This is a genomic window from Pseudomonas sp. WS 5011, assembly GCF_012985775.1.
GTDB lineage: Bacteria > Pseudomonadota > Gammaproteobacteria > Pseudomonadales > Pseudomonadaceae > Aquipseudomonas > Aquipseudomonas peli.
The window spans coordinates 233,146-258,246 of record NZ_JAAQXA010000003.1 but is presented as its reverse complement, the minus strand read 5'-3'; the positions used below and the strand labels follow the sequence as shown (position 1 = coordinate 258,246).

The following is a 25,101-nucleotide window of genomic DNA, read 5'->3' as shown; positions in this document are numbered from 1 at the left end:
GCGGGTCAGGTGAAGACCCAGAGCACTCGTGTGGGGGAATCGGAAAGGTTGGCGTAGCGAAACTGCGCATGCGGCGGCAGCTGGAAGCTGTCATTCGGGCCGAGGATGACTGGCTCGGCGGCGTCGCCGTACCAGATCGTCAATTCGCCTTCGAGGACGAAGCCGCCTTGCTCGGAGCTATCGTTCAAATGCCCGTCGCCGCTGGTGGCGCCCGGGTCCAAACGGCTTTCGAGCATGGAGAAGCCGCCAGCCATAGTTGGCGAGGCCAGCACGTCGGTGATGCCGCCGGCGTAATACAGCGTGCGGCGCTCGCCGGGGCGGGTGACCCAGGGCACGTCGCGCGGCTTGCTAAGGCTGTAGAAATAGGTGGTCGGCACGCCGAGGGTTTCGCAGATCGCGGTGAGGTCGGCCACGGTTGGGCGCGACAGGCCGCGCTCGACCTGGGACAGAAAGCCCACCGAACGGTCGATGCGCGCGGCCAGCTCGCCCAGGGTGAGGTTCTTGTGCTTGCGCAGGTCGCGGATCAGGATCGCCAGACCTTCGACTTCTTCCTGCATATCCATGGTCAACTTCCTTAAATTACATCGCGCAGGCGATACCAGGCTTTGCCCACGGCCTCGATCGGCGCCGCCAGCAGATCACCGCCGGGGAAGCGCGGGTTGCTCAGGCCCTGGTACAGATCGAGCAGGTCGGCGTCACCGAGGATCGCGTCGCTGACCGCGCGGGCGGCGGCCAAGGTCGGCAGGATGCCGTGGCCGGAGAAGCCCTGTAGCCAATACTTCTGCCTGCTGCGGCCGACATCCGGGGTGCGGTGCATGGTGCAGTCGATATGCCCGCCCCAGCCGTAGTCGATCTGCACGCCGCGCAGTTGCGGGAACACCCGCTCCAGGTACGGTCGGGTGGCTGCTGGCACGTCCGCGGGGATACCGCCCAGGTAGGTGCAGCCGCCGCCGAACAGCAGGCGGTTGTCCGGGGTAACGCGGAAGTAGTCCGGTACGAACTGGTTGTCGATGGCACAGGTGCCACGCGGGAACAGTGAGCGCGCCAGCTCCGGGTCCAGCGGCGCGGTGGCGACCTGGTAGGAGCCGACCGGCAGCAGGCGTTTCGACAGTTGCGGATCGAGCTTGTCGATATAGGCATTGCAGGCCAGTACCAGCACGTTGCTGCGAATTTCGCCCTGTTCCGTGCGGGCCAGGTAACCGTCAGCCGTTTCCTGATAGCTCAGCGCCTTGCTCTGCTCGAAGATTTTTCCGCCAGCCTTCTCGATAGCATCGGCCAGGCCTTGGGCCAGTTTCAGCGGGTTGAGATGCGCGGCGCCGCTGTCATACAGGGCAGCGAGGTAGCGCGGGCTGGCGATCCACTGCGGCAGTTCGTCCTTGGGGATAAAGCTCAGCTGCGTATAGCCGTACTTCTGCTCGGCTTCTTCCAGGCTTTCCTGCAACTGGCGCACACGACGCGGCAGCACGGCGGTATAGATCGCGCCGGTGCGGTAATCAATATCGAACTGATGCCGCTCGGGCAGCTCGCGCATTTCTTCGGCGGCCCAGACCATGCTGTCCCACAGGCGGCGGGCGCGCTCCAGGCCTAATGCCTTCTCAAACGGTGGCATATCGCAGGACCAACCCGGCAGCGCCTGACCACCGTTGCGCCCGGAGGCCGCCCAGGCCAGTCGACTGGCTTCCAGCAGCACCACCTTCTTGCCGGCGAGTGCCATGCGCAGCGACGTGTGCAGCCCGCTGAAACCACCGCCGATAATCAGCACATCGCATTGCAACGCTTCCTGCAGACGCGGGCGCAGCGGGATGGCGCCGGGGTAGGTGCCGGCGTAGTAGGTGCCGATGTGCTGGGCGGATTGTTTGAACATGGCGCGCCTCATGAAATTCTATTTAAATAATTTCATGAAAATCTACGCGATAAATTTCACAAAGCCAAGTCTGGCTACATCTCATTGGTCCGCCAACAAAAAAGCCGACCCTAAACAGGGTCGGCTTTTGTGCAGCGTTGGTGCGGTTTACTTGGGCAGTACGACTGAGTCGATGACATGGATCACACCATTACTGGCTTCAATGTCGGCACTCGTGACGGCTGCACCGTCGACGGTCACGCCATTGCTGGTGTCCAGCGTCAGCTCACCACCTTGTACAGTTTTCAGGCTGGTTTTCCCGGCCAGGTCAGCGGCCATCAGCTTGCCGGGTACGACGTGATAAGTGAGCACGGCGGTAAGCTTTTCCTTGTCGGCCAATAAAGCATCGAGGTCGGCTTTAGGGATCTTGGCAAACGCCGCGTCAGTGGGGGCGAAAACGGTGAAAGGGCCTTCACCTTTGAGGGTTTCAGCAAGGCCGGCGGCGGTTACAGCGGTCACCAAGGTGTTGAATTGGCCGGCGGCAACCGCGCTGTCGACGATGTCTTTCTTGTCACCGTGCATGTCGGCGAATGCTGGCATTGCCGCGAATGTCAGTGCGGCAGTTGTGAGCATGAGCGTGCGCTTGAGGCGTTGAGTGGTCGAAGTCAGTTGGGCAAACATAAAAATCTCCTGATACAGGGTTATTTGTTTTGCACAACCTTTGTACAACAATATGCCGCAGAGTTCAGGCTTCGACATGATTTGTAAAGCTTGTCTGGCGAGCAGGCGCAGCACATCCCTGCTGAGCGTTGGCCAGGGGTGTGAGGTGTTGGCAGGTCGAGAGGGCTGTTCGACGGCGGCTATCGCACTTGATTGCGTCCGCCGTGTTTAGCGGTGTAGAGCGCGCGGTCGGCCTTATCCAGCAGGTCGTCGGCACTTGCCGGGGCATCATCGGTGGAGGCAATGCCGGCGCTCAGCGTGACCGAGAATTGCTGGCCGTCGGCAATAAAGTGCAGGTCGGCAAACCGCTGGCGGATTTCATCAAGAATCCGTAAGGCTTGATCGGGCGGGCAGTCCGGCAGCACCACGAGGAACTCTTCGCCGCCGTAACGTCCCAGGCTGTCGATGCGCCGCAGGCGCTGGCGCAGCAAGTTGGCCAGGGCACGAATCACGTTGTCGCCGGCGGCGTGGCCGTAACTGTCGTTAACCTTCTTGAAGAAATCGATATCGAGCATGGCCACGCTGGCGGGTTTTCCGCTGCGCTGCGCACGTTCCAGCTCGACTGCCGCCTGCTCTTTGATGTCGGCATGTTTGAGTAGCCCGGTGAGGCTGTCGCGCGACAGCGCATTGCTCAGCAGGCGCGCGCGCTGGGCGCGGGAGAACACGGCGGCGACCAGGGCGTTGTCGGAAATCGGTTTGGTGACGAAGTCATCGCCGGCCTTGATCAGTGCGTTCATCTGCCGGTTGATATCGGTTTCCGCCGACAGGTAAACGATGGGCACACGCAGCCAGTCGTCGTTCATGCGGATGATCTGCGCCAGCTCGGGACCGGTACAGCCGGGCATGCTCACGTCCAGCAGCACCACCTCGGGGTTGAAGCTGCGCATGCGGGCGAAGATATCAGCCGGTTCGTGAAGCATCTCCACCAGCATATTGGCGCCGCGCAGAATCAGGCTGAAGCGGCTGGCCAGTTCGCGGTCATCATCGATGATTAGCACCCGGTACGGTTCCCCCTGTTGCTGGGCAAAACAGCGCTCCAGGCGGTTTTCCAGTTGTGGGATGTCGACTGGCTTGGTGAAAAAACCCATGGCGCCAACGCGCACGGCTTCAAGGTAGGTGGCGAAATCGTCCTGGGTGGTGATCACCAACAGCGGCAGCGGTTCATCCAGGCGTTGTTGCAGGCTGGCGGCATATTCCAGGCCGGTGAGGCTTTCATCAGGCAGGTTGACGTCGACGATCAGCGCATCGGGCAGTTGTTGTTGCAGTGCGTGGTCGAGGTCGGCGATATGGCTGAAGTGTTCGGCGTGATAGCCGAAGTTGTTCAGTGTCAGGCGCATGTTTTCGCCAATCGCCAATTGATCTTCGAGGATATAAATGCGCCGCGCACTGCTGTTAGGCCGTGGTGGTTTAACCGCGCGAGTGGCGGCTTCCTGCCCACGTTCGGCTTGAAACTGCTGAAGTGCGAGTTGCTGCAGGCTGTGGCTGAAGTCCTGCAGGCTCTGTTGTTCCTTCTGCAGGGTTTCCAGCCACTGATCGGCTTCCTGTTCCAGCTCGCGGGCGCGCTGGCCCAGGCTGCTGAAGCCAAAGGTGCCAGCGGCGCCGGCCAGTTTGTGTAATTGGTCGCGCAGGCTTTGCAGGTGCTGCAGCTGCTCCTGCGGGTCGGCGGCGTGCAACAGGCGTTCGGCTTTCTGTGCGAGGGCGGGCAGTTCTACCTGCAGGCGCACGGCGAAGGCGTTGCTTAACTGCTGCAGGTGTTGCTGCAGTTCATCAGCGGTGCTTTTGCCTTTACTCATGGGCCAGGCTCCAGATCTGGCGCACCTGCGCGGCCAGCTGCATCGGGTCGAAGGGTTTGATGATCACATCGCGGGCGCCGAGGCTGCGGTAATGGGCGATTTCCGCCGGTTGCACCTTGGCGGTCATAAAGGCCACAGGCACCTGGTTGATGTCGATCAGCCGGGCGATCTGCACCAGGGTTTGCGGGCCGTCCATGTCCGGCATCATCACATCTAGCAGGATAAAGTCCGGGGCGAAGCCCTGCAGTTGATCCAGGGCGTCCTGGCCGGATGAGCAGCTGAGCACCTGAAAACCGCCCACTGCTTCCAGCGCGAGCTTGGCCACGGCTTGGATGGAGGGGTCGTCTTCCACGTGCAGAATACGCTGTAGCTCAGACATGCCGGGTTTCCTCAGGGCTGGCTTCTTGGGCCAGGGTAGTCAGTTCAAACCAGAAAGTCGCGCCATGACCGGGGCTTGAGTCGAAACCGATGTGACCGTTCATCCGCTCGATGATTTCCTTGCTGATCGCCAGGCCTAGGCCTGTACCGCCTTTCTGCCGGGTATCGGTGGCATCCGCCTGGGAGAATTTGCTGAAGATGCGCGCCTGGAAATTCTCTGGAACACCGGGCCCGTGGTCGGTCACGCTGACGCGAACGCGCGTGCCCTGTTCGTGCACGCGCACATCAACGGTCTGGCCCTGCGGTGAGAACTTCGCGGCATTGGACAGCAGGTTAGCCAGCACCTGAGCCAGACGCAGTTTGTCGACACGCACGCGGGTCTTGATAGGCAGGTCGTGTAGCTGCAAGTGCACCTGGTAGTGGCTGGCGTAAGGCTGGTTTTCTTCAATGGCCTGTTCCAGCAGCGGTTGCAGTGCTTCGTCCTGTAGCTCGAAGAGCATCTTGCCGGCCACCAGTTTTTCCATGTCGAGCAGGTCATTGATCAGCAAGTTGAGGCGTTGGCTGTTGTCCTGAGCGATCTGCAGCATCTGTTGCATGCCCGCCGGCACGTCTCCCAGCGCGCCGCCATTGACCAGGCCTAGGGAGCCGGCAATCGCGGTCAGCGGCGTGCGCAGTTCATGGCTGACGGTGGAGACGAATTCGTTCTTCATCCGCTCAATGCGTTTGCGCTCTTCAATATCGCGGATGACCGCAATAAAGCGCCGCTCACCCTGGTGACTGATCTGCGAAATGGCCAGCTCAATGGCGAAGCTCTCGCCATTCTTGCGCAGGGCGGTCAGCTCGATTTCCTTGCCCAGAATCTGCTGGATGCCGGTTTTCAGGAAATGGTTGAGGTAGCGGGCACGCATTGAACGTTGCGGCTCAGGCAGCAGCAGGGTGGCCCGGTGCCCGGAAACCTCCAGGTGGCTGTAGCCGAAGATGCGCTCGGCGGCGTGGTTGAAGGTTTCGATATAACCCTGCTGGTCGATGGTAACGATTGCGTCGAGCACGTTGTCGAGCAGGGTGCGCAGGTAATCCTCGCGCTCACGGATGGCCATTTCGGCGGCGATACGTTCGTTGAAGTCCTGAATCTGCACCACGAAGTGCACCGGCGCATCGTTGCTGTCGCGTACCAGTGACACACTCATCAGCACCCAGATGATCCGCCTCTGGCTATCCAGGTAGCGCTTCTCCATCTGATAGGTATTGATCTCGCCGGCCAGCAGCTCTTCGATATGCTGCAGATCGGCATCCAGGTCGTCAGGGTGGGTGATCTGCTGAAAGTTGCTGCGCAGCAGCTCTTCGCGGCTGTAGCCAAGCATCTCGCAGAGCACTTCGTTGACCTCCAGCCATTGCCCCTGCAGCGAGACCAGCGCCATGCCCTGGGGCGCGGTGCTGAAGGCGCTGCTGAAACGCTGTTGACTGAGGCGCAGCTGGTCTTCCACGGCCTTGCGGTCGCTGATGTCCCAGATGAAGCCGGAAATCCATTGCAACTCGCCGTGGCTGTCGTATTCGCCGCGGCCCTTTTCCCGTACCCAGACGCTGCGGCCGTCGGCATGCAACAGGCGGTAGGTCAGTTCGAAGGACTCCTTACGCTCAATCGCAGCCACTGCGCGGTAGGTGATCGGCAGGTCATCCGGGTGCACCACGCTGGAGAAGCTGCGCACGCGGTTGTTGATAAAGTCGTGGGCAGGGTAGCCGCTGAGCGCATAAATCTCCTCGCTCAGGTAGCTCATTGACCAGTTTTCGTCATTGCGGCAGCGGTACACCGCGCCCGGTAAATTGCTGACCAGACCGCGAAAACGACTTTCACTCTTTTGCAGGGCGCGGGTGGTCATGTGCTGGTCATTGATGTCGCTGGCGATGCCCAGGTAACCGGTGATCACGCCCTGTGTATCACGCATGGTGCTGACGGTGAGGTTGACGATGCGCAGCTCGCCGTTTTTACGGCGGTAGGTCCACTGGCGGGTTTCCGGCTCGCCTTGGTCGGGAACGCGGGTGAACACCGCAAAGCCGCTGACGTCCGTGCCCAGCTGGCGAGTCAACTGCTGGCCGCGCGCCTGAATTTCCTCGGTCAGGTGGAACAAGGCTGGGGTGTGGCGGCCAATGACTTCGGCGCTGCGATAACCCAGCAGGCGTTCGGCGCCGGAGTTGAACAGGGTAATCAGGCCGTCGGTATGGGTGGTGATGATGCTGACTCCGGTCGCAGAGTCGAGCACCGCCTGCAGAAAGCTGCGCGCTTCGCGGGTCTGTTCTTCATGGCGCATGCGCTCCAGGGTGGCGCCGACCCAGCGGGCGAACAGGCGCATAAACTCTTCATCGGCCTCATCAAAGGGCGTCGCGCGCGCCTTGCTGGACGCGAAGCACAGGGTGCCGAAGCGCTGACCGGTGACCCAGATGCTGGTGCCGATATAGCTTTCCAAGGCAAACAGCGGGTAACAGGGGTGGGCGGCATGTTCACTCTGGCCCATGGCTGCAATGGCGACTACATCATTGCTGCGCAGGGTAATGCTGCAATAGGTGTCACCGAGGACGAAGCATTGACCGTCCTGCAGGGTGTCGGGCGGCGACACTTGAACCCTGACCTGGTAGGTGTCCGCCTCGATCTGGCTGATGATGCCGATTGGCATGTCATAGAATTGTGCACCCAGTTGCAGGGCCTGGCGCAGTTGTTCGTGGCTGCTCAGCTTAGGCAGTGCAGCAATTTCATTGAGCGCGCGTAAGGCTGCTTGCTGACGCTGCATATGTTGCTGGGTCTGCATGCGTTGATGGTCGCGGCGCAGGGCTTCGAGCAGCTGGCCGAGAGTAGTCAGCAGCGGTTGCAGTTGTGTGGCGAACTCTTCGTCGTAGCCACCTTCGCGGTTCGCCAAACCGAGCATGCCGCGCAGCTCGCCGTTGGCATGAATGGGCAAGCCGGCAAATGCCAATAGCGGCGGGTGACCGGGGGGCAATCCGGCACGGTTCGGGTGATTGGCCGGGTCGTTGCTGATCAGTGCATGACCACTGCGGATCACCTGGCCAAACAGGCTGTTGAGGTTGCGAAACTCCAGGCCTTGCGGCGCATGGGCGGCGAAGAACGCGCTGCTCTGGGCATCCCAGGCGATATTGCTAATGGCGAATGTACGCAGGTAGGGCGCACCGGCTTCGTCACGACGGATTTCGCCGATAAAGCCGAACTGACTGGCACTGACTTGCAGAATACGGCCGAGCAGCGTTTCGAAGGATTCGCGCTGATTGTCGGCATTGATATAGGCCGCCTGCGTTTCGGTGATCAACGCCAGTAGCTGGCGCGCCTCTTCGCTTTGTTGGTGCTTGGCCTCTAGTTCGGCGTTGTGGCGCTGAATAAACCGTTGACTGCTGTGACGTGTGGCCTGGAGCAGCAACAGCAACAGCATTTCGGCGGCCAGCCAGGCTAGTAACCACTTGGCCACCAGCCAGTGGTTGTCGCGCAGGTGCAGGCTGTACAGCGTGGTGATGTCACGCCAGCTCAGGACGGTAACGCTGCTTTCGGGGTTGGCCGGCTCGACTTGGTAGTCATTCAAGAGCACCTGGTTGAGCAGGTAGGTGCGGCCGCGGTCCTCCAGCAATGTGAAGGTATTGCCTGCGTCCGGGGCGGGCAGGCGATGCTCTGCTTGCCAGTGTTGTATCTGCACCTGTGAGAAGCCCGCCAGGTGCCAGTAAGCGTGCGGTGTTGCCGGAGCGTTGCGCGCGTCATCGCTGCTGGCGGACGTTTGAATCTGACGTTTGACCAACAGGGCTACGCCGGCATCCAGCTCACGGTCCAGCTGTGGCAAGTTATTCAATACATCCAGGCTGACCTCCAGCGCGCCGACATTCATGCGACCGTCAGGGGTGTCCACCGTCAATGGCACAATGGCGCGCATGCTCAGGGCGTCGCCATCCACCGTAAGGCCTGCCTTGGCGGCACCTTCGCTCAGGCTGTCGAGCAACATGGGGCGCTGCGCGCTGGGGAAGTCGGCAAACGACTGCGGTTCATGTACACGCAGCAGCACTTCGGCCGAAGGAGCCAGGTGGATCGAGAGGTTAAACGGGCGAATGCCTTGCAGGTTGCGCCAACGCGGCGCAAGGCGGGTGTAGAGCTGGTCGCGGATAGCGTTGAGGTGTTGTCTGTCTGCGGGCGCACCGCCTGTTAGCGTCTGTGCCTGACGCACCAGGTCAACCAGCCAGGCGTCGGCCGCTAAGGTTTCAGCCAGTAGCTGCGCCTGTTGCTCCAGCTCATGCTGGCTGTTGTACAGGGTGAGGCGTTGCAGCTCATGCTGTTTGGCGATTTGCAGGGTCCACAGGGTTTCCCGCTCGTTCAGCGCAATACCGCCGAGCACGCTGAAAAGCAGCGCCAGGCCCAGGCTACCCAAGCCGATAATCCCGTGGATGGCGTTGAGTTTGAAGGGTTTAAACATCCTTCAGCTCCGTCATGCGTCTAGCCAGGCAGAGTGCCATTCAGATCAGCCCCGCCAGCCGGCGTAGGCGGGCCAACTCGGGGTCATCAGGTGCACTGTTGAGTTCACAGGCGGCCAGGCGCATGAGGATGTTCTCGCGTTTGAGGTTGTGGGCAGGCAGGTTGTAGCACGCGCCGATCAGCTCGCGCAGCTGCAATGGCACGTGCCATTGTGCCTTGATACTGATGGCAAACGGGCCGCTGAATTGGTCCAGGGACTGTAACACATGGCCTTCACTGAAACACTGCCCGCTGTCCTGCCAAACCTGCGCCAGGTACAGCACACACAATTCGCCCATGCGGTGCAGCAGGGCCGCGGTGTGGAACGGCGCTGGGTCCAGGGCGCATTGGCGGGCGAGCTGAGTGCTGCGCTCAATCAGTAACTCGGTGCTGTCCAGGTGGGCCTGGGCAAACAGGCGCAGCAGGGCGTTATCCAGCACGCTGCATTGGCGTAATGCCAGGCCCAATGCCAGGTTCAAGCTGTTGTCTGCGCCCAGTTTCTGCAACGCGTCGAGCAGGCTGATGCAGGGCTTACCCGCCAGGTTGTAGGCGCTGCTATTGGCCACGGCGAGCAGGCGTGCGGTAAGTGCGGGGTCGTGCTGCCATTTGCTGGCCAACAGGCGTAAGTCGACAGACTCACCCCTAAAGCGTTGCAGCAGATGATCGCGAACATGTGATTTGAGCGGTAACTGCAGCTCATGACTGGGCACGTTGGCCAGGTGGCTGAGCAGGTCCTGGTGTGCGGTGCTCGGGTGGTGTAACTCATCGCCTGTCGAGGGCAGCAAGACGGCCAGGCTGGCGGCGACATGCTCGGCCTGAAAGGGCTTGCTGATAAAAGCGCTGATTTTCAAAGCACGCACGGCCAGTACGCTGGCGCGGTCGGAACGGCCGGTGATCACTACCAGCGGCGTGCTGCTGTTGTCGCGGCGCACCTGCTCAAGCAAGCGGGTGCCGGGGCCGTCCGGCAGATTCCAATCACAAATGACCAGCTCAGCGGGGCGCTGCTGCCATTCGCGCAGGGCCGCGCTGACGCTGTCGAGGCATACCACGTGGCTGGTAGGGCGCAGGCTGAGGACGATCTGCTTGAGCAGATCGGCGATCCAGCTGTCATCTTCCAGAATCATGACGCGCATGCGTGCTGCCTTAGCTCGTGGTTGTGGCGCTGCGCGCCAGGTGTGCGATCAAGTGTTCTGCCGGTTGCGGGCGACCGAAATAGTAGCCCTGGGCATGGTCGCAGCCGAGTTGTTGGAGCAATTCGACCTGTTCGAGCTGCTCAATGCCTTCGGCCAGTACCTTGAGCCCCAGGCTATGACCTAACGCGATGACGGCTCGCGTGATGGCCACGTCGTCCTGATCATGCGGTAAGCCACTGACAAAGCTCTGATCCAGTTTAAGTTTGTGCACGGGTAGGCGCTTGAGGCGTGCCAGCGAGCTGTAGCCCGTGCCGAAGTCATCAATCGCCAGGCGGACACCGAGTGCGCGCAGGCGCTCAAGCAAGGCCAGCGCGGCGTCGGGGTCTTCCATCACCGCGCTTTCGGTCACTTCCAGCTCCAGGTATGCCGGGGCCAGGCCGGTATCACGCAGTACCTCTGCCACTCGTCGGTCCAGCCCACCCCGGCTGAACAGGCGACTGGAGGCATTCACGGAAACAAAGCGCAGCGAATACCCCGCGATCTGCCAGGCGACCATCTGCCGACAACTCTGCTCCAGTACCCAGGCGTCGATGGCGCCGATCAGCCCGGTTTCTTCGGCAATCGGGATAAATTCGCCGGGCGGCACCAGCCCGCGTTGCGGGTGCTGCCAGCGCACCAGGGCTTCAACGCCGATCATTTCCTGGCTGTGCAGGCAGACCAGCGGTTGGTAGTAGACGCGCAGCTCCTGATGATCCAGGGCATGACGCAGGGCGCTGGCCAGTTCGACGCGTTGGCGGGCGTGTTCAGTCAGCTCCTGGCTGTAAAAGGCATAGCTTTCGCGGCCGTTACTTTTGGCTTTGAACAGCGCTGAGTCGGCATTGCGCAACACCTGGCCGACATCAGTGGCCTCTGCAGGGTAGAGGCTGATGCCGATGCTGGCGGTGACGAACAGCTCCTGTTGATTGATTCGGAAGGCCTGGGTCAGGCACGCCTGCAAGCGCTGGGCGACCACGGCGGCCTGCTCGGCACTGCTGCAGCTCTCATCGAGTAGGCCGAACTCGTCGCCGCCCAGGCGGGCGAGCGTCATACGCTTGCCGAGCTGCTGGCCGAGGCGCTCGCCCACCTCCTTGAGTAGCATGTCACCGATGGTGTGGCCGAGGCTTTCGTTGATGTGCTTGAAATGGTCGAGGTCAATCAGCAGTACCGCGCCACGCTGCTCATCATGCGTGGCGCGCTCGAGGGCGCGCTCGACACGCTCGGTGAACAGCAGGCGGTTGGGCAGGTTGCTCAATGGGTCGTGATGCGCCAGGTAATCCAACTCGCGTTGTGAGCGTTTCAACGCGCTGATATCGGAGAACACTGCGACGTAATGGCTGATCTCGCCCTGCTCGTCGTGAATCACGCGGATGCATTGCCACTGCGGGTAGATTTCGCCGCTTTTGCGCCGATTCCAAATTTCGCCGCTCCACGCCCCGCGGTTTTGCAGGGCATGCCATAGGCTGTCGTAAAAGGCTTGGTCATGCCGTCCGGATTTCAGAATGGCCGGTGACTGGCCGAGGATTTCATCCTGGCTGTAACCGGTGATACGCGTAAAAGCCGGGTTGCAGTGCACGATGTGTTGCTGCACATCGGTGACCAGCACGCCTTCCTGGGTAGCATCGAAGACCGCAGCGGCCTGGCGCAGGCTGTCTTCGTCGTAGCGGCGCTGGGTAATGTCGCTGGCGGTACCGATCAGGCGTTCGGCCTGGCCATGCTCGTCGAGCAACAGGCGTCCGCGTGACTGAATCCAGCGGTAGCTGCCGTCCTGGTGCAGCAGGCGATAGTTGACTTCATAGGGCGCAGGGTTGCAGGCGGCCAGGCGCTGTTCCAGGTTACGCTCGAAGAGCACGCGGTCATCGGGGTGCAGTCGCTGCCGCCAGAGGTCGGGGTCATCGCCCAGTGCTTCAGGGCCCACGCCCAAGAGTGCCGAGTAGCCGGGGGAGAAATAGAGTTTCTGGGTTTGCAGATCCCAGTCCCACATACCGTCCTTGGCCGCCTCCAATGCCTGATGCAAGCGCTGCTTACTGCTGCTCAGCGCCAGGTTGACCTGGTTGTGCTGTTGACGATGGGTGCGCAGAACGGCGTACAGCAAACCAGCAGTGAGCAGCACAAAGCCCAGCCCCTTGAGCAGTTGTACGCGTTCCAGTTGCGCCAGCGGCAGGCCCAGAGTGGCCAGCAAGCGATCACTGAAAAACACCCAAAGGCCAGCGGCCAAGGCATAGGTGAGCGTCAAGCGCCAAGGGCTTTGCGGGATATTCATGGGGTAAAAGTCAGTCCTTTGTGTAAGGCCGGCATTATAGATGTAGATAGGGCGCGGCATTCTTATGCAAAAGACCAACTGGTTTTCTGATCCGGGTCAGGGATAATGTGTACAGATGTGCGCTAAAAAGCAGCCATGTCTTTCCTTTTTCATGAGGCACGTGATCCATGTGGTACAACGGTTTTCTCGATCTGTCGGTCTGGCAACTGATCGCAGTCACTCTGCTGATGACGCACGTGACCATCGTCAGTGTCACGGTTTACCTGCATCGCTACTCGGCGCACCGCGCGCTTGAATTGCACCCTGCGCTGAAGCACTTCTTCCGTTTCTGGCTGTGGCTGACCACGGCACAAAACACCCGCGAGTGGACGGCAATCCACCGTAAACACCATGCCAAATGCGAAACCGTGGATGATCCGCACAGTCCGGTGATCAAGGGCCTGGGCACGGTGTTGCGTACCGGTGCCGAGCTGTACCGCGAAGAGGCGAAGAACCTGGAAACCCTGCGCATCTACGGTAAAAACTGCCCCGAAGACTGGATCGAACGTAACCTCTATTCACGCTTCCCGGTTGGCGGCGTGGCATTGATGGGCGCCATCGACCTGGCGCTGTTTGGTGCTGCTGGTATCACCATCTGGGCTATTCAGATGATGTGGATTCCGGTCTGGGCGGCGGGCGTGATCAATGGCCTTGGTCATGCCGTTGGCTACCGCAACTTCGAGTGCCGCGATGCGGCGACCAACCTGGTGCCCTGGGGCATTCTGATTGGCGGTGAAGAGCTGCATAACAATCACCACACCTACCCAAACAGCGCCAAGCTGTCGGTGAAGAAGTGGGAGTTCGACATGGGCTGGTTCTGGATCAAGCTGTTCAGTCTGCTTGGTTTGGCCCAGGTGCAGCGCGTTGCGCCGATCGCCCACCGGGTAGAAGGCAAGCGTAGCCTGGACATGGATACTGCAATGGCCATCCTCAACAACCGCTTCCAGATCATGGCGCAGTACCGCAAGTTGGTGATCGCACCGTTGGTGCAGCAGGAACTGGCCAAGGCAGATGCTTCGGTTCGTCACCACTTCCACCGCGCCAAGCGTTTGCTCTCGCGTGAGCCGAGCCTGCTGGACGAAGGTCACCAGGCGCGCATCCAGCGCATGCTGGAGCAGAGCCAGGCACTCAAGGTGATCTACGAGAAGCGCCTGGCCCTGCAGCAAATCTGGGTGAAAACCAGCGCCAATGGTCATGACATGCTTGAAGCCATCAAGCAGTGGGTCACTGAGGCCGAAGCCAGTGGCATTCAGTCGCTGCGTGAATTCGCCGAACAACTGAAGACCTACTCGCTGCGTCCGGCGACGGCCTGACGGTCTTTTACGCCCACGAAGCCCGCCTATTGGCGGGCTTTTTAACTTCTGGCGTATGCTGCTGTCATATCCCCGTTATCTGAGAGCGGCGGCGGTGTTTATGGATGAAGTCAACAGGCAGCAGCTGGAGCAGGAAGAGCTGACACTGGCGTTGTTGCACACGCGTGCCGAGGTGGCGCGGCTACAGGAACGCGAGCAGCTGTTCAGCACCCTACTTGGCAGTGTGAACGCGGTGCTCTGGGCATTTGACTGGAATGCCCAGCGGGTGGTCTACGTCAGCCCCGCCTATGAGCGCGTCTTCGGACGCTCCACCGAGCTGTTGCTGGCCGGCTACGACGAGTGGCGCAACAACATCTACCCCGATGACCTGGAATACGCCGCCGAAAGTTTTGCCCAAGTGCTGGAAACCGGCGCCGTCGAAGCGCGCGAGTACCGCATCATCCGTGGTGATGGCCAGGTCCGCTGGCTGAGTGATAAGTGCTTTGTCAGCCGTGAAAGCTCGCCGGGTAAGCCGCATATTATTGTTGGCATTGCCGAAGACATCACTGAGAAGAAACAGCTGGAAGGTGAGCTGCACCGCCTGGCCACCACCGATGTGCTGACCCAGAGCAGTAACCGTCGGCACTTCTTCGAATGCGCTCAGCGCGAGTTCGAGCAGGCCCGTGAATACAACAGTCCACTGGCCTTTCTACTGCTCGACCTAGATGACTTCAAGCAGATCAATGACCGCTATGGCCACCAGATGGGTGATCAGGTGCTGCAGCGTCTGGCCTACTGCGGGGCGACCACTCTGCGCCGTGGTGATCTGTTCGGACGCATCGGTGGGGAGGAGTTTGCCGCGTTGTTTCCGCGCTGCGAGCCGGCCTTGGCCGAGCAGATTGCCGAGCGGTTACAGCGCGATACACGGCGGCTGAGTTTCAGCCATGCCGGGACAACGTTCGGCATCACCCTGAGCCAGGGCCTCACCAGCCTGCGCCCCGAAGATGCAAGCCTGGATGCCTTGTATGCCCGGGCGGATGCCGCGATGTACCGGGCTAAACGCCAGGGCAAGAATCAGGTGGTGGTGGACTGATCACGCGCCGAGGAATGACGGTCTGCGTGCTGGCGATAAACCGCCTCTTCATATTTTGCTATCGGCAAAAATCCGCTTATCGCTGCTTCGGTCAGGCTTCGGCACTCCCCCGGAAAGCCTGTAAAACCTTGTAATAGACGTGTCGGCGAGCTGTTTTTGGCGGCTGGCACAGTATCTGCGTAGGGCTCTCTACATAACGGCCTGGTTGATGGGCCGACAATAAAAATGAAGAGACCTGCGCCATTATGCTGACCTGTCCGCTGCCATGCCCTCATTCCCCAGCTCGCGCTGACTGTTCTCACGCGCTCACCTGATCTCGCTTATTGCAAGGCCGCTCTGGCTGCGGCCCCCGTTCGCCTGTCCGGCGCCTGGCTTTGCAATAACCCCCGAATTCGGTGCGCGCCTGCCGCTTCATCCGTGAAGACAGTACCCGCACCGATGTGCAACCCACACACAACTGGAGAAAACATAATGAGAAAGACCTCCCTGGCCCTGGCCGTCGCGGCTAGCACCCTGGGCTTGTCCCTGAGCCAAGTCGCCCATGCCGATTTTATTGGCGACAGCAAAGCCACTCTCGAAGCGCGTAACTTCTACTTCAATCGTGATTTCCGCCAGGGCAATAGCGATGCGCCTGCGCAGAGCCAGTCCAAGCAAGAAGAGTGGGCGCAAGGTTTTATTCTGCGTGCGAACTCTGGGTTTACCGACGGTACAGTAGGTTTTGGCGCTGATGCTATTGGCATGTTCGGTTTCAAACTGGATTCTGGTGACGGTACCGCCGGCAGTGGCTTGCTGGTCCCTGATAATTCTTCCGGTGGTTCTCAGGACAACTACTCAGACCTGGCAGTTGCTGCCAAGGCGAAGATTTCCAACAGCACCCTGCGCGTAGGTCAGATGCAGTTCAAAAATGCTGCTATCGCATCCAGCGACAGTCGCCTTCTGCCGCAGGTGTTTGAAGCTGGCCACCTGGTCTCGCAAGAGATCGATGGGCTGATGCTTGAAGCTGCACACGTGCGTGAAGTGAACAATCGTAACTCCAGTGACTACGAAGATATTTCGGTTACCAATAGCTTCAATAGCACCCGTGGCACTGTAGGTACCCGTGGTATCCGCTTGAGCGGTGGTTCCACGACTGATGCTTTTGATTTCATTGGCGGTACCTACAAAATCACCAAGGATCTGACGGCCGGTTATTACTATTCCAACCTGGACGAGCTGTATAAGCAGCATTCCTTTAACGCCGTGCATGTACTGCCTCTGGGCGATAAGCAAAGCCTGAAAACTGACCTGCGTTATGCGCGCTCCACTGACGACGGCAACCGTAGCAACATCGACAACACAGCTATAGGTGCCATGGTTACCTATGGTCTGGATGGTCACGCCTTCGGCCTGGGCTACCAGAAAATGAGCGGTGACACCGGCTTCGCCTATATCAATGGCACTGACCCGTTCCTGGTTAACTACGTGCAGATCGGCGACTTTGCCAACAAAGACGAAAAGTCTTACCAGGCACGTTATGACTTCAATTTCGCCTCGATCGGTATTCCGGGCCTGACCTTTATGACTCGTTACTTGACCGGCGACAATGTCGATCGTGGTCGCGGGATCTCCGAAGGCAAGGAGTGGGAGCGCAATAGCGAGTTGATGTATGTGTTCCAGGAGGGGGCGTTGAAGAACCTGGGCGTGCGCTGGCGTAACGCGTCGGTGCGTTCCAACTTCGCGAACGACATCGACGAAAACCGTCTGATCGTCAGCTACACCCTGCCACTGCTCTGATTGCGGTGGCTGTAGGCTGAGTTGTTGCATCCAGCCCTGCCTGCACTGAACAAAAAACCCGGACTCCGTTCCGGGTTTTTTATCGCCTGCGATTGACCGCTGTATGAAGGCCGGGCGGTACTTGCTATTCAATATATAAAAGAATAGATTGTTTTTATCTTAATTGAGTTGCTTGCCATGACGCCTGAACATCCGCCTCTCGATATCCAGCAACTACGCGCCAATGCCGATGCGGCGGGGCAGTTGCTCAAGGCTCTGGGCAATCCGGATCGCCTGTTGTTGCTGTGTCAGCTCTCCCAGGGCGAACGCAATGTCAGCGAGCTGGAAACGCTGCTGGGTATTCAACAGCCGACGCTGTCGCAGCAACTGGCGGTGTTGCGCCGTGAAGGGCTGGTGGCGACCCGTCGTGAGGGTAAGCAGATCTATTACTGCATCAGCAGCCCGGCGGCGCTGGCGGTGATCAACACCCTGTATCAGCTGTTCTGCGCAGGTGAGCAATGAGTATCGATTGGTACAACTTCACACCTTGGAGCGCCCTGGCGGGTGGCGCATTGATTGGCCTGGCCGCCAGCTTGTTTGCCGTAATGAATGGCCGGGTGGCCGGCATCAGCGGCCTGCTCGGCAGTTTGCTCGAGCGCGGTGAAGGGCGGGGCGAGAAGGGCCTATTTCTGCTGGGCGTGCTGATCGCGCCGCTGCTCTGGCAGCTGTTTAGCCGTCTGCCTGAAATTCAGATCGACAACGGCTGGCTCGCGCTGACGGTTGCCGGTCTGCTGGTCGGTGTCGGCACCCGTTATGGCGCAGGTTGCACCAGCGGGCATGGCGTCTGTGGTTTATCGCGGCTGTCACCGCGTTCCCTGGCTGCCACCTTAAGTTTTATGGCCGCCGGTTTCGCCACGGTGTTTGTCCTGCGTCATCTGCTGGAGGCTTGAGCATGCGCAAACTGTTGGCCTTTTTCGCCGGTGTGACCTTTGGCATCGGCCTGCTTAGCGCAGGCATGGCCAACCCGGCCAAGGTGCTGGCGTTTCTCGACCTGGCCGGTGCCTGGGATCCATCGCTGGCCCTGGTGATGGTGGCGGCGATTGGCGTGGCATTTCTGCCGTTCAGTTGGGCGCGCTCGCAGCGCAGCAGTCTGCTTGGTGCGCCGATGCAGTTACCGGGCAAACGTGAGCTGGATCGGCGGTTGATCGGCGGCAGCCTGTTGTTCGGTGTCGGCTGGGGGATTGCTGGCATCTGTCCGGGCCCAGCCGTGGCGATTCTGCTCACAGGGCGCTGGCAGGTGCTGCTGTTCGTGGCGGCCATGCTGGTGGGAATGGTTGTGTTTGCTGCGCTGGAACGCCGGCGCGGGTAATTGATGATCGGGAGATCACTATGAAAGCAAATGTTGGCACCCTCGACCGTAGCCTGCGCATTGCCGCAGGTCTGATTCTGTTGGGCTTGAGCCTGAGCGGCGTGATTGGCCTCTGGGGGCTGATCGGCATCGTGCCGCTGGCAACCGGTCTGTTTCGCTTCTGTCCGCTATACCCGCTGCTGGGTATCAGCACCTGCAAGACCAAGGCTTAACCCACTGCAATACCGACCGGTTTCACCGCCGGTCGGTTGGAGCTGCCATGTCCCCGCTCATTCAGGCCTTTTTCGACCCTGCCACCTCGACCTACAGTTATGTCGTCAGTGATCCAGCCACTTCACACTGCGCCATTATCGATTCGGTGCTGGATTACGATGCGGCGGCCGGGCGAACCGCCACCACCAGCGCCGACCGCTTGATCGCCTACGTGCGCGAGCAGGGCCTAAGCGTGCAATGGTTGCTGGAAACCCATGTGCATGCCGACCACCTGTCCGCCGCGCCCTATCTCAAGGCTGCTTTGGGTGGGCAATTGGCAATCGGTGAGCAGATCCGCGTGGTGCAGAACACCTTCGGCAAGTTGTTCAATGCCGGTAGCGAGTTCGCCGTTGATGGCCGCCAGTTCGATCAGTTGTTCCGTGATGAGCAGGTGTTTCAGCTCGGCTCGCTAAATGCCCGTGCCCTGCATACCCCTGGGCATACACCAGCCTGCATGACTTACCTGATCGGCGATGCAGCGTTTGTTGGGGACACCCTGTTTATGCCGGATTACGGCACCGCGCGCTGCGATTTTCCTGGCGGCGATGCGCGTGCGCTGTACCGCTCGATTGCCCGGCTGTTTGCCCTGCCAGACAGCACCCGACTATTCATGTGCCACGACTACCTGGCGCCGGGGCGTGAGCAGCATCGCTACCAGACCACCGTGGCCGAGCAGCGCGTGCATAACGTGCATGTGCACCAGGGCGTCGACGAGGAGGCCTTTGTCGCCATGCGTCAGGCCCGCGATGCCAGCCTGGGCATGCCGGCGTTGATGCTGCCCTCGGTGCAGGTGAATATGCGCGCCGGCCATTTGCCGCCCGCCGAAGACAATGGTGTGCGTTACCTCAAGGTGCCGCTGAATGTTCTCTAGGTGGACGCTGCTGACTACCTTGCTTCGTTACGACCGCGATCAGGCAGGCCGCGATCTGCTCGCCGCCTGCCTGGTCTGTCTGCTGCTGGTGCCACAGGCGTTGGCCTATGCGCAGCTTGCCGGGTTGCCGGCGGTGGCGGGGTTGTACGCGAGCATTCTGCCGCTGGTTGTCTATGCCTTGATCGGGGCCAGTCCCGGCGTGGCACTGTCGTTCGGCCCGGTGGCGGTGCTATCGCTGATGACTGCGGCGGCCTTGGCCCCGGTGGCTGCCGCTGGTACTGCGGCGTATCTGGCAGCGGCCACCACCTTGACCCTGTTGGTCGGCATGTTCCTGCTGCTGATGGGGCTGTTGCGGATGGGCTTTGTCGCCAACTTTCTCAGCCATCCGGTGATTTCCGGTTTTGTCAGCGGTTCGGCGCTGCTGATTGCGGTCAGCCAGTTCAAGCATTTATTGGGCATCTCCGCCGACGGCTTGACCCTGTTTCAGGTGCTGCCCGCGCTGTATACGCAGTTACCGGCGCTGCATTTGCCGACGCTGCTTTTGGGGCTGAGTAGCCTGGCGCTGCTGGTGCTGCTGCGTAACCTGGGCCTGTTCGGTGTGCCTGAGGCGCTGGCGCTGCGTATCAGGCAGTTGAGTGCGTTGTTGCTGATGCTGTTGGCGATGGCCCTCGGCGCGCTGCTGCAACTGGAGGCGTATGGCGTGCGGGTGGTCGGCACGGTGGCCGCGGGTCTACCGCCACTGGGGCTGCCGAACCTGGAGCTGGGCTTGTTGCGCGAGTTGCTGCCAGCGGCCGTGTTGATTGCCCTGGTGGGCTTTGTCGAGTCGGTGTCCATTGCCCAGAGTCAGGCGATGCGCAAGCGTCAGTCGATCAACCCTGACCAGGAACTGCTCGGTCAGGGCGCCGCCAACATCGCTGCCGCATGCAGTGGTGGCATGCCGGTCGCGGCGAGCTTTTCGCGCTCGGCGCTGGCGCTGCAAAGCAATGTGGCCACGCCGTTGGTGGGTGTGTTTGCGGCGGGGTTGATGCTGGCTGCGGTTCTGGGGCTGGCGCCGTTGCTGCAGCACCTGCCGCAAGCGGTATTGGCCGCGAGCATTATTGTCGCGGTAATGGGGCTGATTGATGTATCCAGCCTGCGCCGCACCTGGCGCTATTCACCGCAGGAAGGGATGGCGCAGCTGGCAACGCTGGTCGGCGTGCTGTTGTACGGTGTTGAGGCCGGTATTCTGCTTGGGGTGAGTCTGTCGCTCCTGTTGTTTCTCTGGCGTACCAGCCGGCCGCATATGGCGGTGGTCGGCCAGCTGCCCGGCAGCGAGCACTTTCGCAATGTCGAGCGCTATCAGGTCGTGGAAAGTCCCAGCGTGCTGTCGCTGCGCGTCGATGAAAGCCTGTACTTCCCCAATGCGCGGTTTCTGGAAGAGCGTATCGGCGCGCTGATTGCCAAGCGCTCAAGCGTGCGGCATCTGGTGTTGATGTGCTCCGGGGTCAATCAGATTGATGCCAGCGCGCTGGATACCCTGGAGGCGATCAGCGAGCGTCTGCACAGCGCAGGCGTGCAGCTGCACCTGGCCGAAGTGAAGGGGCCGGTGATGGATCGACTGCAGCGTTCGGAGTTTCTGCAACGCTTTGGCGGGCAGGTATTTGTCAGCCAGTACCAGGCGTTGCGAACGCTGGATGCAGAAAGTACGGCGCGGGCCATGCGCGCGCAGTGAATCTGAGCTAAACGTTATCCACCGCGTGTCGATACGCTGGTTGATCAGGGATGAGTTATTGATCATCTGCCCTGAGCAATTTTGTCCTGCTTGAGGCGCTTAAATGTTCGGATCAAAGAGTCACAGTGAATTACAGCAGTGCCAGTTAAAGCTGGCGGCCAGCCAGCAAGTAATCGGGGCCATCCGACAAACCTTCGCCATGATCGAGTTCACCGCCCAGGGCGAGATTCTCGATGCCAACGCGCCGTTTCTCGCCGTCATGGGCTATCGCCTGGAAGAAGTACGCGGTCAGCACCACCGCATGTTCTGCAGCCAAGCGCAGCTGGCCAGTCCGGTTTATGCAAAATTCTGGCAGCGTCTGGCTGACGGTGAGAGCTTCAGTGACCGCTACATGCGCATTGCCAAGGGCGGCGGTGAAGTCTGGCTGGAAGCCAGCTACCTGCCAGTACGGGATGCCCAGGGTAAGGTTGTGAAGGTGATTAAACTGGCCGCAGATATCACCGAGCGCATGCACGTTGAGCATCAGCACGACAGCTATCTGCAGGCGATCAACCGTTCCACTGCCGTGATCGAGTTCAACCTGGCGGGTGAGGTGCAGGAGGCCAATGAAAACTTCCTCAGCACCATGGGCTATCGCTTGGAGGAGATCCGTGGCGTGCATCACCGCCAGTTCTGCACCCATGAGGAGGCCGCCAGTGATGAGTACCGGCGCTTCTGGCAACGCCTGAACCAGGGCGAATTCATTGCTGATCGCTTCAAGCGCTTGGCCAAAGGCGGGCGTGTGGTCTGGCTGCGGGCGACGTACAACCCACTGTATGACGCGAGTGGTCGGCTGTATGGCGTGGTCAAGTTCGCCACTGATATCACCCATCAGATTGAGCACCGTGAGGCCGAATCCGCTGCCGCGCAACTGGCGTTTGATATCGCCCGGGAAACCGATGAAAGCGCGATCAAGGGCGCCGCCACCGTGGAAGAGACGGTACAGGTGGTGCGCGGCATCGCCGATGAGCTTTCAAAGGTAGCAGGCAATATCGAGGCCTTGAGCGCGCAGTCAGAACGCATCAGCAGCATCGTTCAGGTGATCCGCGGGATTGCCGAACAAACCAATCTATTGGCGCTCAATGCGGCCATCGAGGCGGCACGAGCTGGTGAACAAGGCCGCGGCTTTGCTGTGGTGGCGGATGAGGTGCGCAACCTGGCGGCGCGCACCAGCCAGGCCACGGTGGAGATCAATGACGTGGTACGCCTCAATCATGACCTGGCCTTGCAGGCTGTGAGCGGGATGGAAGGCAGTAAACAGAAGGCTGAGCAGGGTGTGCTGCTCGCCAACAAAGCAGGCGAGGTGATGCTGGAGATCCGCGACGAAGCGCAGCGCGTGGTGGACGCTATTGGGCAATTCACCGAGGCCATGCAGGACTGAGGTATGCCCAGTCGCTGGCGGCCGGGCATGCTGCTCTCAGCGGTCTAGCGGCGCGACTCGCGCGCCGCAATCAGTGCTCTTCCAGGGCGTCGGCGAACTGGCGTACGGCATCCACCACTTGCCGTGCGCCGCTCTGGATTTCTTCGATGACATCACCGGCTTGGTTGACCAGGTTCACCCCTTGGTCGACCTTGTGACGGCTTGCCTGCATGCTATCGACCGAAACCTGCGCCAGTTCATGGTTGCGCTTGACGACTTCGACAATCTCCACGGTGGCCTGGCTGGTGCGCGCGGCCAGGTTGCGCACCTCATCCGCCACCACGGCAAAGCCACGGCCTTGTTCACCGGCACGCGCCGCCTCGATGGCCGCATTGAGCGCCAAGAGGTTGGTTTGCTCGGCAATCCCGCGGATCACCTGAACGATGCTGCTGATCATCTCCGATTGCTGGCTGACAGCGGTGATGCCTTCGGCGGCGCGTGACAGCTCATCGGCGATGCCGCGCACGACATCAACGGTTTCACGAATCACCTTGGCACCATGGCGGGCGCTTTCATCGGTTTGCTGGGAGATCTCGTAGGCCAGCTTGGCGGCTTCTGACTCGGCCTGCTGCTGACGTACCAGGCCCGTGACATCGCGGGCAAATTTGACGACCTTGTAGAGCTTGCCGCTGGCGTCAAACACTGGGTTGTACGTGGCGCTCAGCCAAACGGTGTCGCCATGCCGATTGATGCGCTGGAAGCGACCGGAGAAGAACTCGCCTTTGTTCAGGCGCTCCCAGAAGCGGCGGTATTCGGCGGAGTCCGCCTCCTCTCGGGTGCAGAACATGCGGTGGTGTTTGCCGCGAATCTCATTCAGGCGATAACCCATGGTTTGCTCGAAGTTTTCATTGGCTTCAAGCACTTCGCCTTTGGGGTTGAAGGCAATTACGGCCATGGAACGGCTAATGGCCTCAACCATGCTGTTCTGTTCCTGCTCGCGGGCTACCAGCGCGGTAATGTCGGTAGCCAGTTTGAGCACGCCTTCAATACGGCCATCAGGACCCTTGATCGGGTTGTAACTGGCCTCTAGCCAGACTTCCTGGCCTTGCTTGTGGCGTCTTAGGAAACGCTCGCGGATGAACTCACCCGCGGCCAGGCGCTGCCAGAACTTCCGGTACTCGGCACTGGCTTGGTAGTCGGGAAAACAGAAGATGCGATGATGCTGACCAACGATTTCCTCAAGTCGATAACCCATTGTGGCCAGCAGGTTTTCGTTGGCGCTGACGATGGTGCCGTCAGGTTTGAATTCAATCATGGCGGTCGAACGGTCGACGGCCATCTTCCTGGCTTCTGCGGCCCGCAGTTTAGCCAGCGCGCTGCTGAGCGCTTGTTTAATTGCCTTGTTGAACATCATTTTCCCCTGCCAGCCCACTGGCGCTCACCAGAACTGTATCGGACTGGCAGGGCGAAACTTTACATCCTACCTTGAATGTTTAACCAGCCATTTGCGGGCCCGGCTGCTGCTGGGTGATGCAGTGAATATTGCCGCCGCCCAGCAGAATCTCCCGGCCCGGCACCATCACCACGCGATGCTCAGGGAACAGGCGACGCAGAATTGCCTCGGCCTCGGCATCCTTGGGGTCGTCGAACTTTGGCGCGATGATGCCGCCGTTGACGATCAGGAAGTTGACGTAGGAACCCGCCAGACGGATCGACGGATCACGCTCCTGGGTGCCGGCCACCAGATCGACGCCGGCGCATTCTTCATCGCTGGCATACAGCGGGCCGGGAATCGGCATCTTGTGCACGATCAGCTGACGGCCCTTGGCATCCCGCACGCTTTCCAGCACGCGCATGGCGGCCTGGCAGCGCGGGTAGTTGGGATCCGTGGCGTCGTCGGTCCAGGCCAGCAGCACTTCACCGGGGCGCACGTAGCAGCAGAAGTTGTCGACGTGGCCGTCGGTTTCGTCATTGAACAGGCCGTCCGGCAGCCAGATTACCGTGTCGATGGCCAGGTGATCAGCCAGGTACTGCTCGATCTGCTCGCGGTTAAGGTGCGGGTTGCGGTTGGGGTTGAGCAGGCATTCCTCGGTGGTGATCAGGGTGCCTTCGCCATCGACATGAATCGAGCCGCCTTCGAGGATCAGCTCATCGGTGCGATAACGCGCGCAGCCTTCGATCTGCAGAATCTTGCGGGCTACCTGATCGTCACGTACCCAGTTGGCATAAAGGCCGCCATTCAGGCCGCCCCAGGCGTTGAACGCCCAGTCCACACCGCGCACTTCGCCGCTGTTGTTGGTGACGAAGGTCGGCCCGGTGTCGCGCACCCAGGCGTCGTCGGTGGTGATTTCCACCACACGGATATTGGCGTGGGCGAGGCGCTCGCAGGCGTTCTCATACTGGCCGGCGGATACGCCAACGGTCACTGGCTCGAATTCGGCAATCGCCCTGGCCACGGCGGTGAACGCGGCTTGCGCAGGCTTGCCGCCCAAGCGCCAGTTGTCCGGGCGCTCGGGCCAGACCATCCAGGTTTGGCTGTGGCTTTCCCACTCGGCGGGCATGCGGAAGCCGTCGGCGCGTGGGGTAGTCGTCAGGGTTGTCATAAATTCACCAAAACATTGAGCGGGGACGGATGGGTATTAACGCTGCGCGTCGCAACCCA

At 60.6% G+C, this 25,101-nt stretch carries 20 protein-coding genes; 10 read left to right on the top strand and 10 right to left on the bottom strand.

The window, feature by feature from the left end:
- Positions 1-5 precede the first annotated feature (5 nt).
- The 8 genes from HBN63_RS05200 to dibA all read right to left on the bottom strand — a co-directional run bounded on the left by HBN63_RS05200 (position 6) and on the right by dibA (position 12,661).
- Positions 6-563 carry an XRE family transcriptional regulator gene (locus tag HBN63_RS05200; RefSeq protein ID WP_170048655.1) on the bottom strand — a complete coding sequence of 186 codons (558 nt, stop codon included), beginning with the start codon at positions 561-563 and terminating at the stop codon, positions 6-8.
- A gap of 11 nt (positions 564-574) precedes the next feature.
- On the bottom strand, positions 575-1,864 hold the full coding sequence (locus HBN63_RS05195; protein WP_170048654.1) for an FAD-binding oxidoreductase: 1,290 nt from the start codon (positions 1,862-1,864) through the stop codon (positions 575-577).
- Between the two features lie 147 nt (positions 1,865-2,011).
- Positions 2,012-2,638: a fasciclin domain-containing protein gene (locus HBN63_RS05190; RefSeq protein ID WP_282874681.1), complete on the bottom strand. Its 627-nt coding sequence runs from the start codon at positions 2,636-2,638 to the stop codon at positions 2,012-2,014.
- Positions 2,639-2,703: 65 nt separating this feature from the next.
- A complete protein-coding gene (locus HBN63_RS05185) occupies positions 2,704-4,356 on the bottom strand; it encodes a diguanylate cyclase (RefSeq protein WP_170048653.1) in 1,653 nt (550 codons plus the stop codon).
- Positions 4,349-4,735: a response regulator gene (locus tag HBN63_RS05180; protein ID WP_170048652.1), complete on the bottom strand. Its 387-nt coding sequence runs from the start codon at positions 4,733-4,735 to the stop codon at positions 4,349-4,351. The genes HBN63_RS05185 and HBN63_RS05180 overlap by 8 nt, the downstream gene beginning before the upstream one ends.
- The gene (locus tag HBN63_RS05175) at positions 4,728-9,191 is read right to left on the bottom strand and encodes a PAS domain S-box protein (protein ID WP_170048651.1); all 4,464 of its coding nucleotides are present in this window, start codon (positions 9,189-9,191) and stop codon (positions 4,728-4,730) included. Before HBN63_RS05175 ends, HBN63_RS05180 begins: the two co-directional genes overlap by 8 nt.
- A 40-nt stretch (positions 9,192-9,231) precedes the next feature.
- Complete coding sequence (locus HBN63_RS05170) at positions 9,232-10,362, bottom strand: HDOD domain-containing protein (RefSeq protein ID WP_170048650.1); 1,131 nt, start codon at positions 10,360-10,362, stop codon at positions 9,232-9,234.
- A 10-nt stretch (positions 10,363-10,372) separates the two neighbouring features.
- Positions 10,373-12,661 carry a phosphodiesterase DibA gene (dibA, locus tag HBN63_RS05165; protein ID WP_170048649.1) on the bottom strand — a complete coding sequence of 763 codons (2,289 nt, stop codon included), beginning with the start codon at positions 12,659-12,661 and terminating at the stop codon, positions 10,373-10,375.
- Between the two features lie 167 nt (positions 12,662-12,828).
- Here dibA and desA point away from each other — a divergent pair, with 167 nt between their 5' ends.
- From desA to HBN63_RS22085, 10 genes are all read left to right on the top strand, one after another.
- Complete coding sequence (gene desA / locus HBN63_RS05160) at positions 12,829-14,013, top strand: delta-9 fatty acid desaturase DesA (RefSeq protein ID WP_090250462.1); 1,185 nt, start codon at positions 12,829-12,831, stop codon at positions 14,011-14,013.
- Between the two features lie 100 nt (positions 14,014-14,113).
- The gene (locus tag HBN63_RS05155; protein ID WP_170048648.1) at positions 14,114-15,085 is read left to right on the top strand and encodes a sensor domain-containing diguanylate cyclase; all 972 of its coding nucleotides are present in this window, start codon (positions 14,114-14,116) and stop codon (positions 15,083-15,085) included.
- 471 nt (positions 15,086-15,556) lie between these two features.
- A complete protein-coding gene (locus tag HBN63_RS05150; protein WP_170048647.1) occupies positions 15,557-16,858 on the top strand; it encodes an OprD family porin in 1,302 nt (433 codons plus the stop codon).
- 177 nt (positions 16,859-17,035) lie between these two features.
- A complete protein-coding gene (locus HBN63_RS05145) occupies positions 17,036-17,359 on the top strand; it encodes a metalloregulator ArsR/SmtB family transcription factor (RefSeq protein WP_160085940.1) in 324 nt (107 codons plus the stop codon).
- Positions 17,356-17,787: a YeeE/YedE family protein gene (locus HBN63_RS05140; protein WP_170048646.1), complete on the top strand. Its 432-nt coding sequence runs from the start codon at positions 17,356-17,358 to the stop codon at positions 17,785-17,787. Before HBN63_RS05145 ends, HBN63_RS05140 begins: the two co-directional genes overlap by 4 nt.
- A gap of 2 nt (positions 17,788-17,789) precedes the next feature.
- Entirely contained in the window at positions 17,790-18,206 is a 417-nt protein-coding gene (locus HBN63_RS05135; RefSeq protein ID WP_170048645.1) for a DUF6691 family protein, read from the top strand.
- 20 nt (positions 18,207-18,226) lie between these two features.
- Positions 18,227-18,418 carry a DUF2892 domain-containing protein gene (locus tag HBN63_RS05130; RefSeq protein ID WP_090250448.1) on the top strand — a complete coding sequence of 64 codons (192 nt, stop codon included), beginning with the start codon at positions 18,227-18,229 and terminating at the stop codon, positions 18,416-18,418.
- A 47-nt stretch (positions 18,419-18,465) separates the two neighbouring features.
- Positions 18,466-19,329 (top strand): MBL fold metallo-hydrolase, encoded by an 864-nt coding sequence (locus tag HBN63_RS05125; protein ID WP_170048644.1) that lies wholly within the window; start codon positions 18,466-18,468, stop codon positions 19,327-19,329.
- Positions 19,319-21,040: a sulfate permease gene (gene sulP / locus HBN63_RS05120; RefSeq protein WP_170048643.1), complete on the top strand. Its 1,722-nt coding sequence runs from the start codon at positions 19,319-19,321 to the stop codon at positions 21,038-21,040. Before HBN63_RS05125 ends, sulP begins: the two co-directional genes overlap by 11 nt.
- A 103-nt stretch (positions 21,041-21,143) precedes the next feature.
- The gene (locus HBN63_RS22085; protein ID WP_170048642.1) at positions 21,144-22,460 is read left to right on the top strand and encodes a PAS domain-containing methyl-accepting chemotaxis protein; all 1,317 of its coding nucleotides are present in this window, start codon (positions 21,144-21,146) and stop codon (positions 22,458-22,460) included.
- Positions 22,461-22,530: 70 nt separating this feature from the next.
- Here the strand turns inward: HBN63_RS22085 and HBN63_RS05110 are convergent, their stop codons facing one another.
- Together HBN63_RS05110 and aguA are read right to left on the bottom strand one after the other, a co-directional pair.
- On the bottom strand, positions 22,531-23,778 hold the full coding sequence (locus tag HBN63_RS05110; protein WP_262498883.1) for a methyl-accepting chemotaxis protein: 1,248 nt from the start codon (positions 23,776-23,778) through the stop codon (positions 22,531-22,533).
- Positions 23,779-23,932: 154 nt separating this feature from the next.
- On the bottom strand, positions 23,933-25,042 hold the full coding sequence (gene aguA, locus HBN63_RS05105) for an agmatine deiminase (protein WP_170048641.1): 1,110 nt from the start codon (positions 25,040-25,042) through the stop codon (positions 23,933-23,935).
- Positions 25,043-25,101: the final 59 nt, after the last annotated feature.

Excerpts from the sequence above, each read along its gene's own strand:
- HBN63_RS05125 (WP_170048644.1), top strand. The coding sequence starts at position 18,466 with ATGTCCCCGCTCATTCAGGCCTTTTTCGACCCTGCCACCTCGACCTAC.
- HBN63_RS05185 (WP_170048653.1), bottom strand. The coding sequence starts at position 4,356 with ATGAGTAAAGGCAAAAGCACCGCTGATGAACTGCAGCAACACCTGCAG.
- HBN63_RS05110 (WP_262498883.1), bottom strand. The coding sequence starts at position 23,778 with ATGGCCGTCGACCGTTCGACCGCCATGATTGAATTCAAACCTGACGGC.
- HBN63_RS05140 (WP_170048646.1), top strand. The coding sequence starts at position 17,356 with ATGAGTATCGATTGGTACAACTTCACACCTTGGAGCGCCCTGGCGGGT.
- HBN63_RS22085 (WP_170048642.1), top strand. The coding sequence starts at position 21,144 with ATGTTCGGATCAAAGAGTCACAGTGAATTACAGCAGTGCCAGTTAAAG.
- HBN63_RS05180 (WP_170048652.1), bottom strand. The coding sequence starts at position 4,735 with ATGTCTGAGCTACAGCGTATTCTGCACGTGGAAGACGACCCCTCCATC.
- dibA (WP_170048649.1), bottom strand. The coding sequence starts at position 12,661 with ATGAATATCCCGCAAAGCCCTTGGCGCTTGACGCTCACCTATGCCTTG.
- sulP (WP_170048643.1), top strand. The coding sequence starts at position 19,319 with ATGTTCTCTAGGTGGACGCTGCTGACTACCTTGCTTCGTTACGACCGC.
- HBN63_RS05170 (WP_170048650.1), bottom strand. The coding sequence starts at position 10,362 with ATGCGCGTCATGATTCTGGAAGATGACAGCTGGATCGCCGATCTGCTC.
- aguA (WP_170048641.1), bottom strand. The coding sequence starts at position 25,042 with ATGACAACCCTGACGACTACCCCACGCGCCGACGGCTTCCGCATGCCC.
- HBN63_RS05200 (WP_170048655.1), bottom strand. The coding sequence starts at position 563 with ATGGATATGCAGGAAGAAGTCGAAGGTCTGGCGATCCTGATCCGCGAC.
- HBN63_RS05130 (WP_090250448.1), top strand. The coding sequence starts at position 18,227 with ATGAAAGCAAATGTTGGCACCCTCGACCGTAGCCTGCGCATTGCCGCA.
- HBN63_RS05195 (WP_170048654.1), bottom strand. The coding sequence starts at position 1,864 with ATGTTCAAACAATCCGCCCAGCACATCGGCACCTACTACGCCGGCACC.
- HBN63_RS05145 (WP_160085940.1), top strand. The coding sequence starts at position 17,036 with ATGACGCCTGAACATCCGCCTCTCGATATCCAGCAACTACGCGCCAAT.
- HBN63_RS05150 (WP_170048647.1), top strand. The coding sequence starts at position 15,557 with ATGAGAAAGACCTCCCTGGCCCTGGCCGTCGCGGCTAGCACCCTGGGC.
- desA (WP_090250462.1), top strand. The coding sequence starts at position 12,829 with ATGTGGTACAACGGTTTTCTCGATCTGTCGGTCTGGCAACTGATCGCA.
- HBN63_RS05155 (WP_170048648.1), top strand. The coding sequence starts at position 14,114 with ATGGATGAAGTCAACAGGCAGCAGCTGGAGCAGGAAGAGCTGACACTG.
- HBN63_RS05175 (WP_170048651.1), bottom strand. The coding sequence starts at position 9,191 with ATGTTTAAACCCTTCAAACTCAACGCCATCCACGGGATTATCGGCTTG.
- HBN63_RS05135 (WP_170048645.1), top strand. The coding sequence starts at position 17,790 with ATGCGCAAACTGTTGGCCTTTTTCGCCGGTGTGACCTTTGGCATCGGC.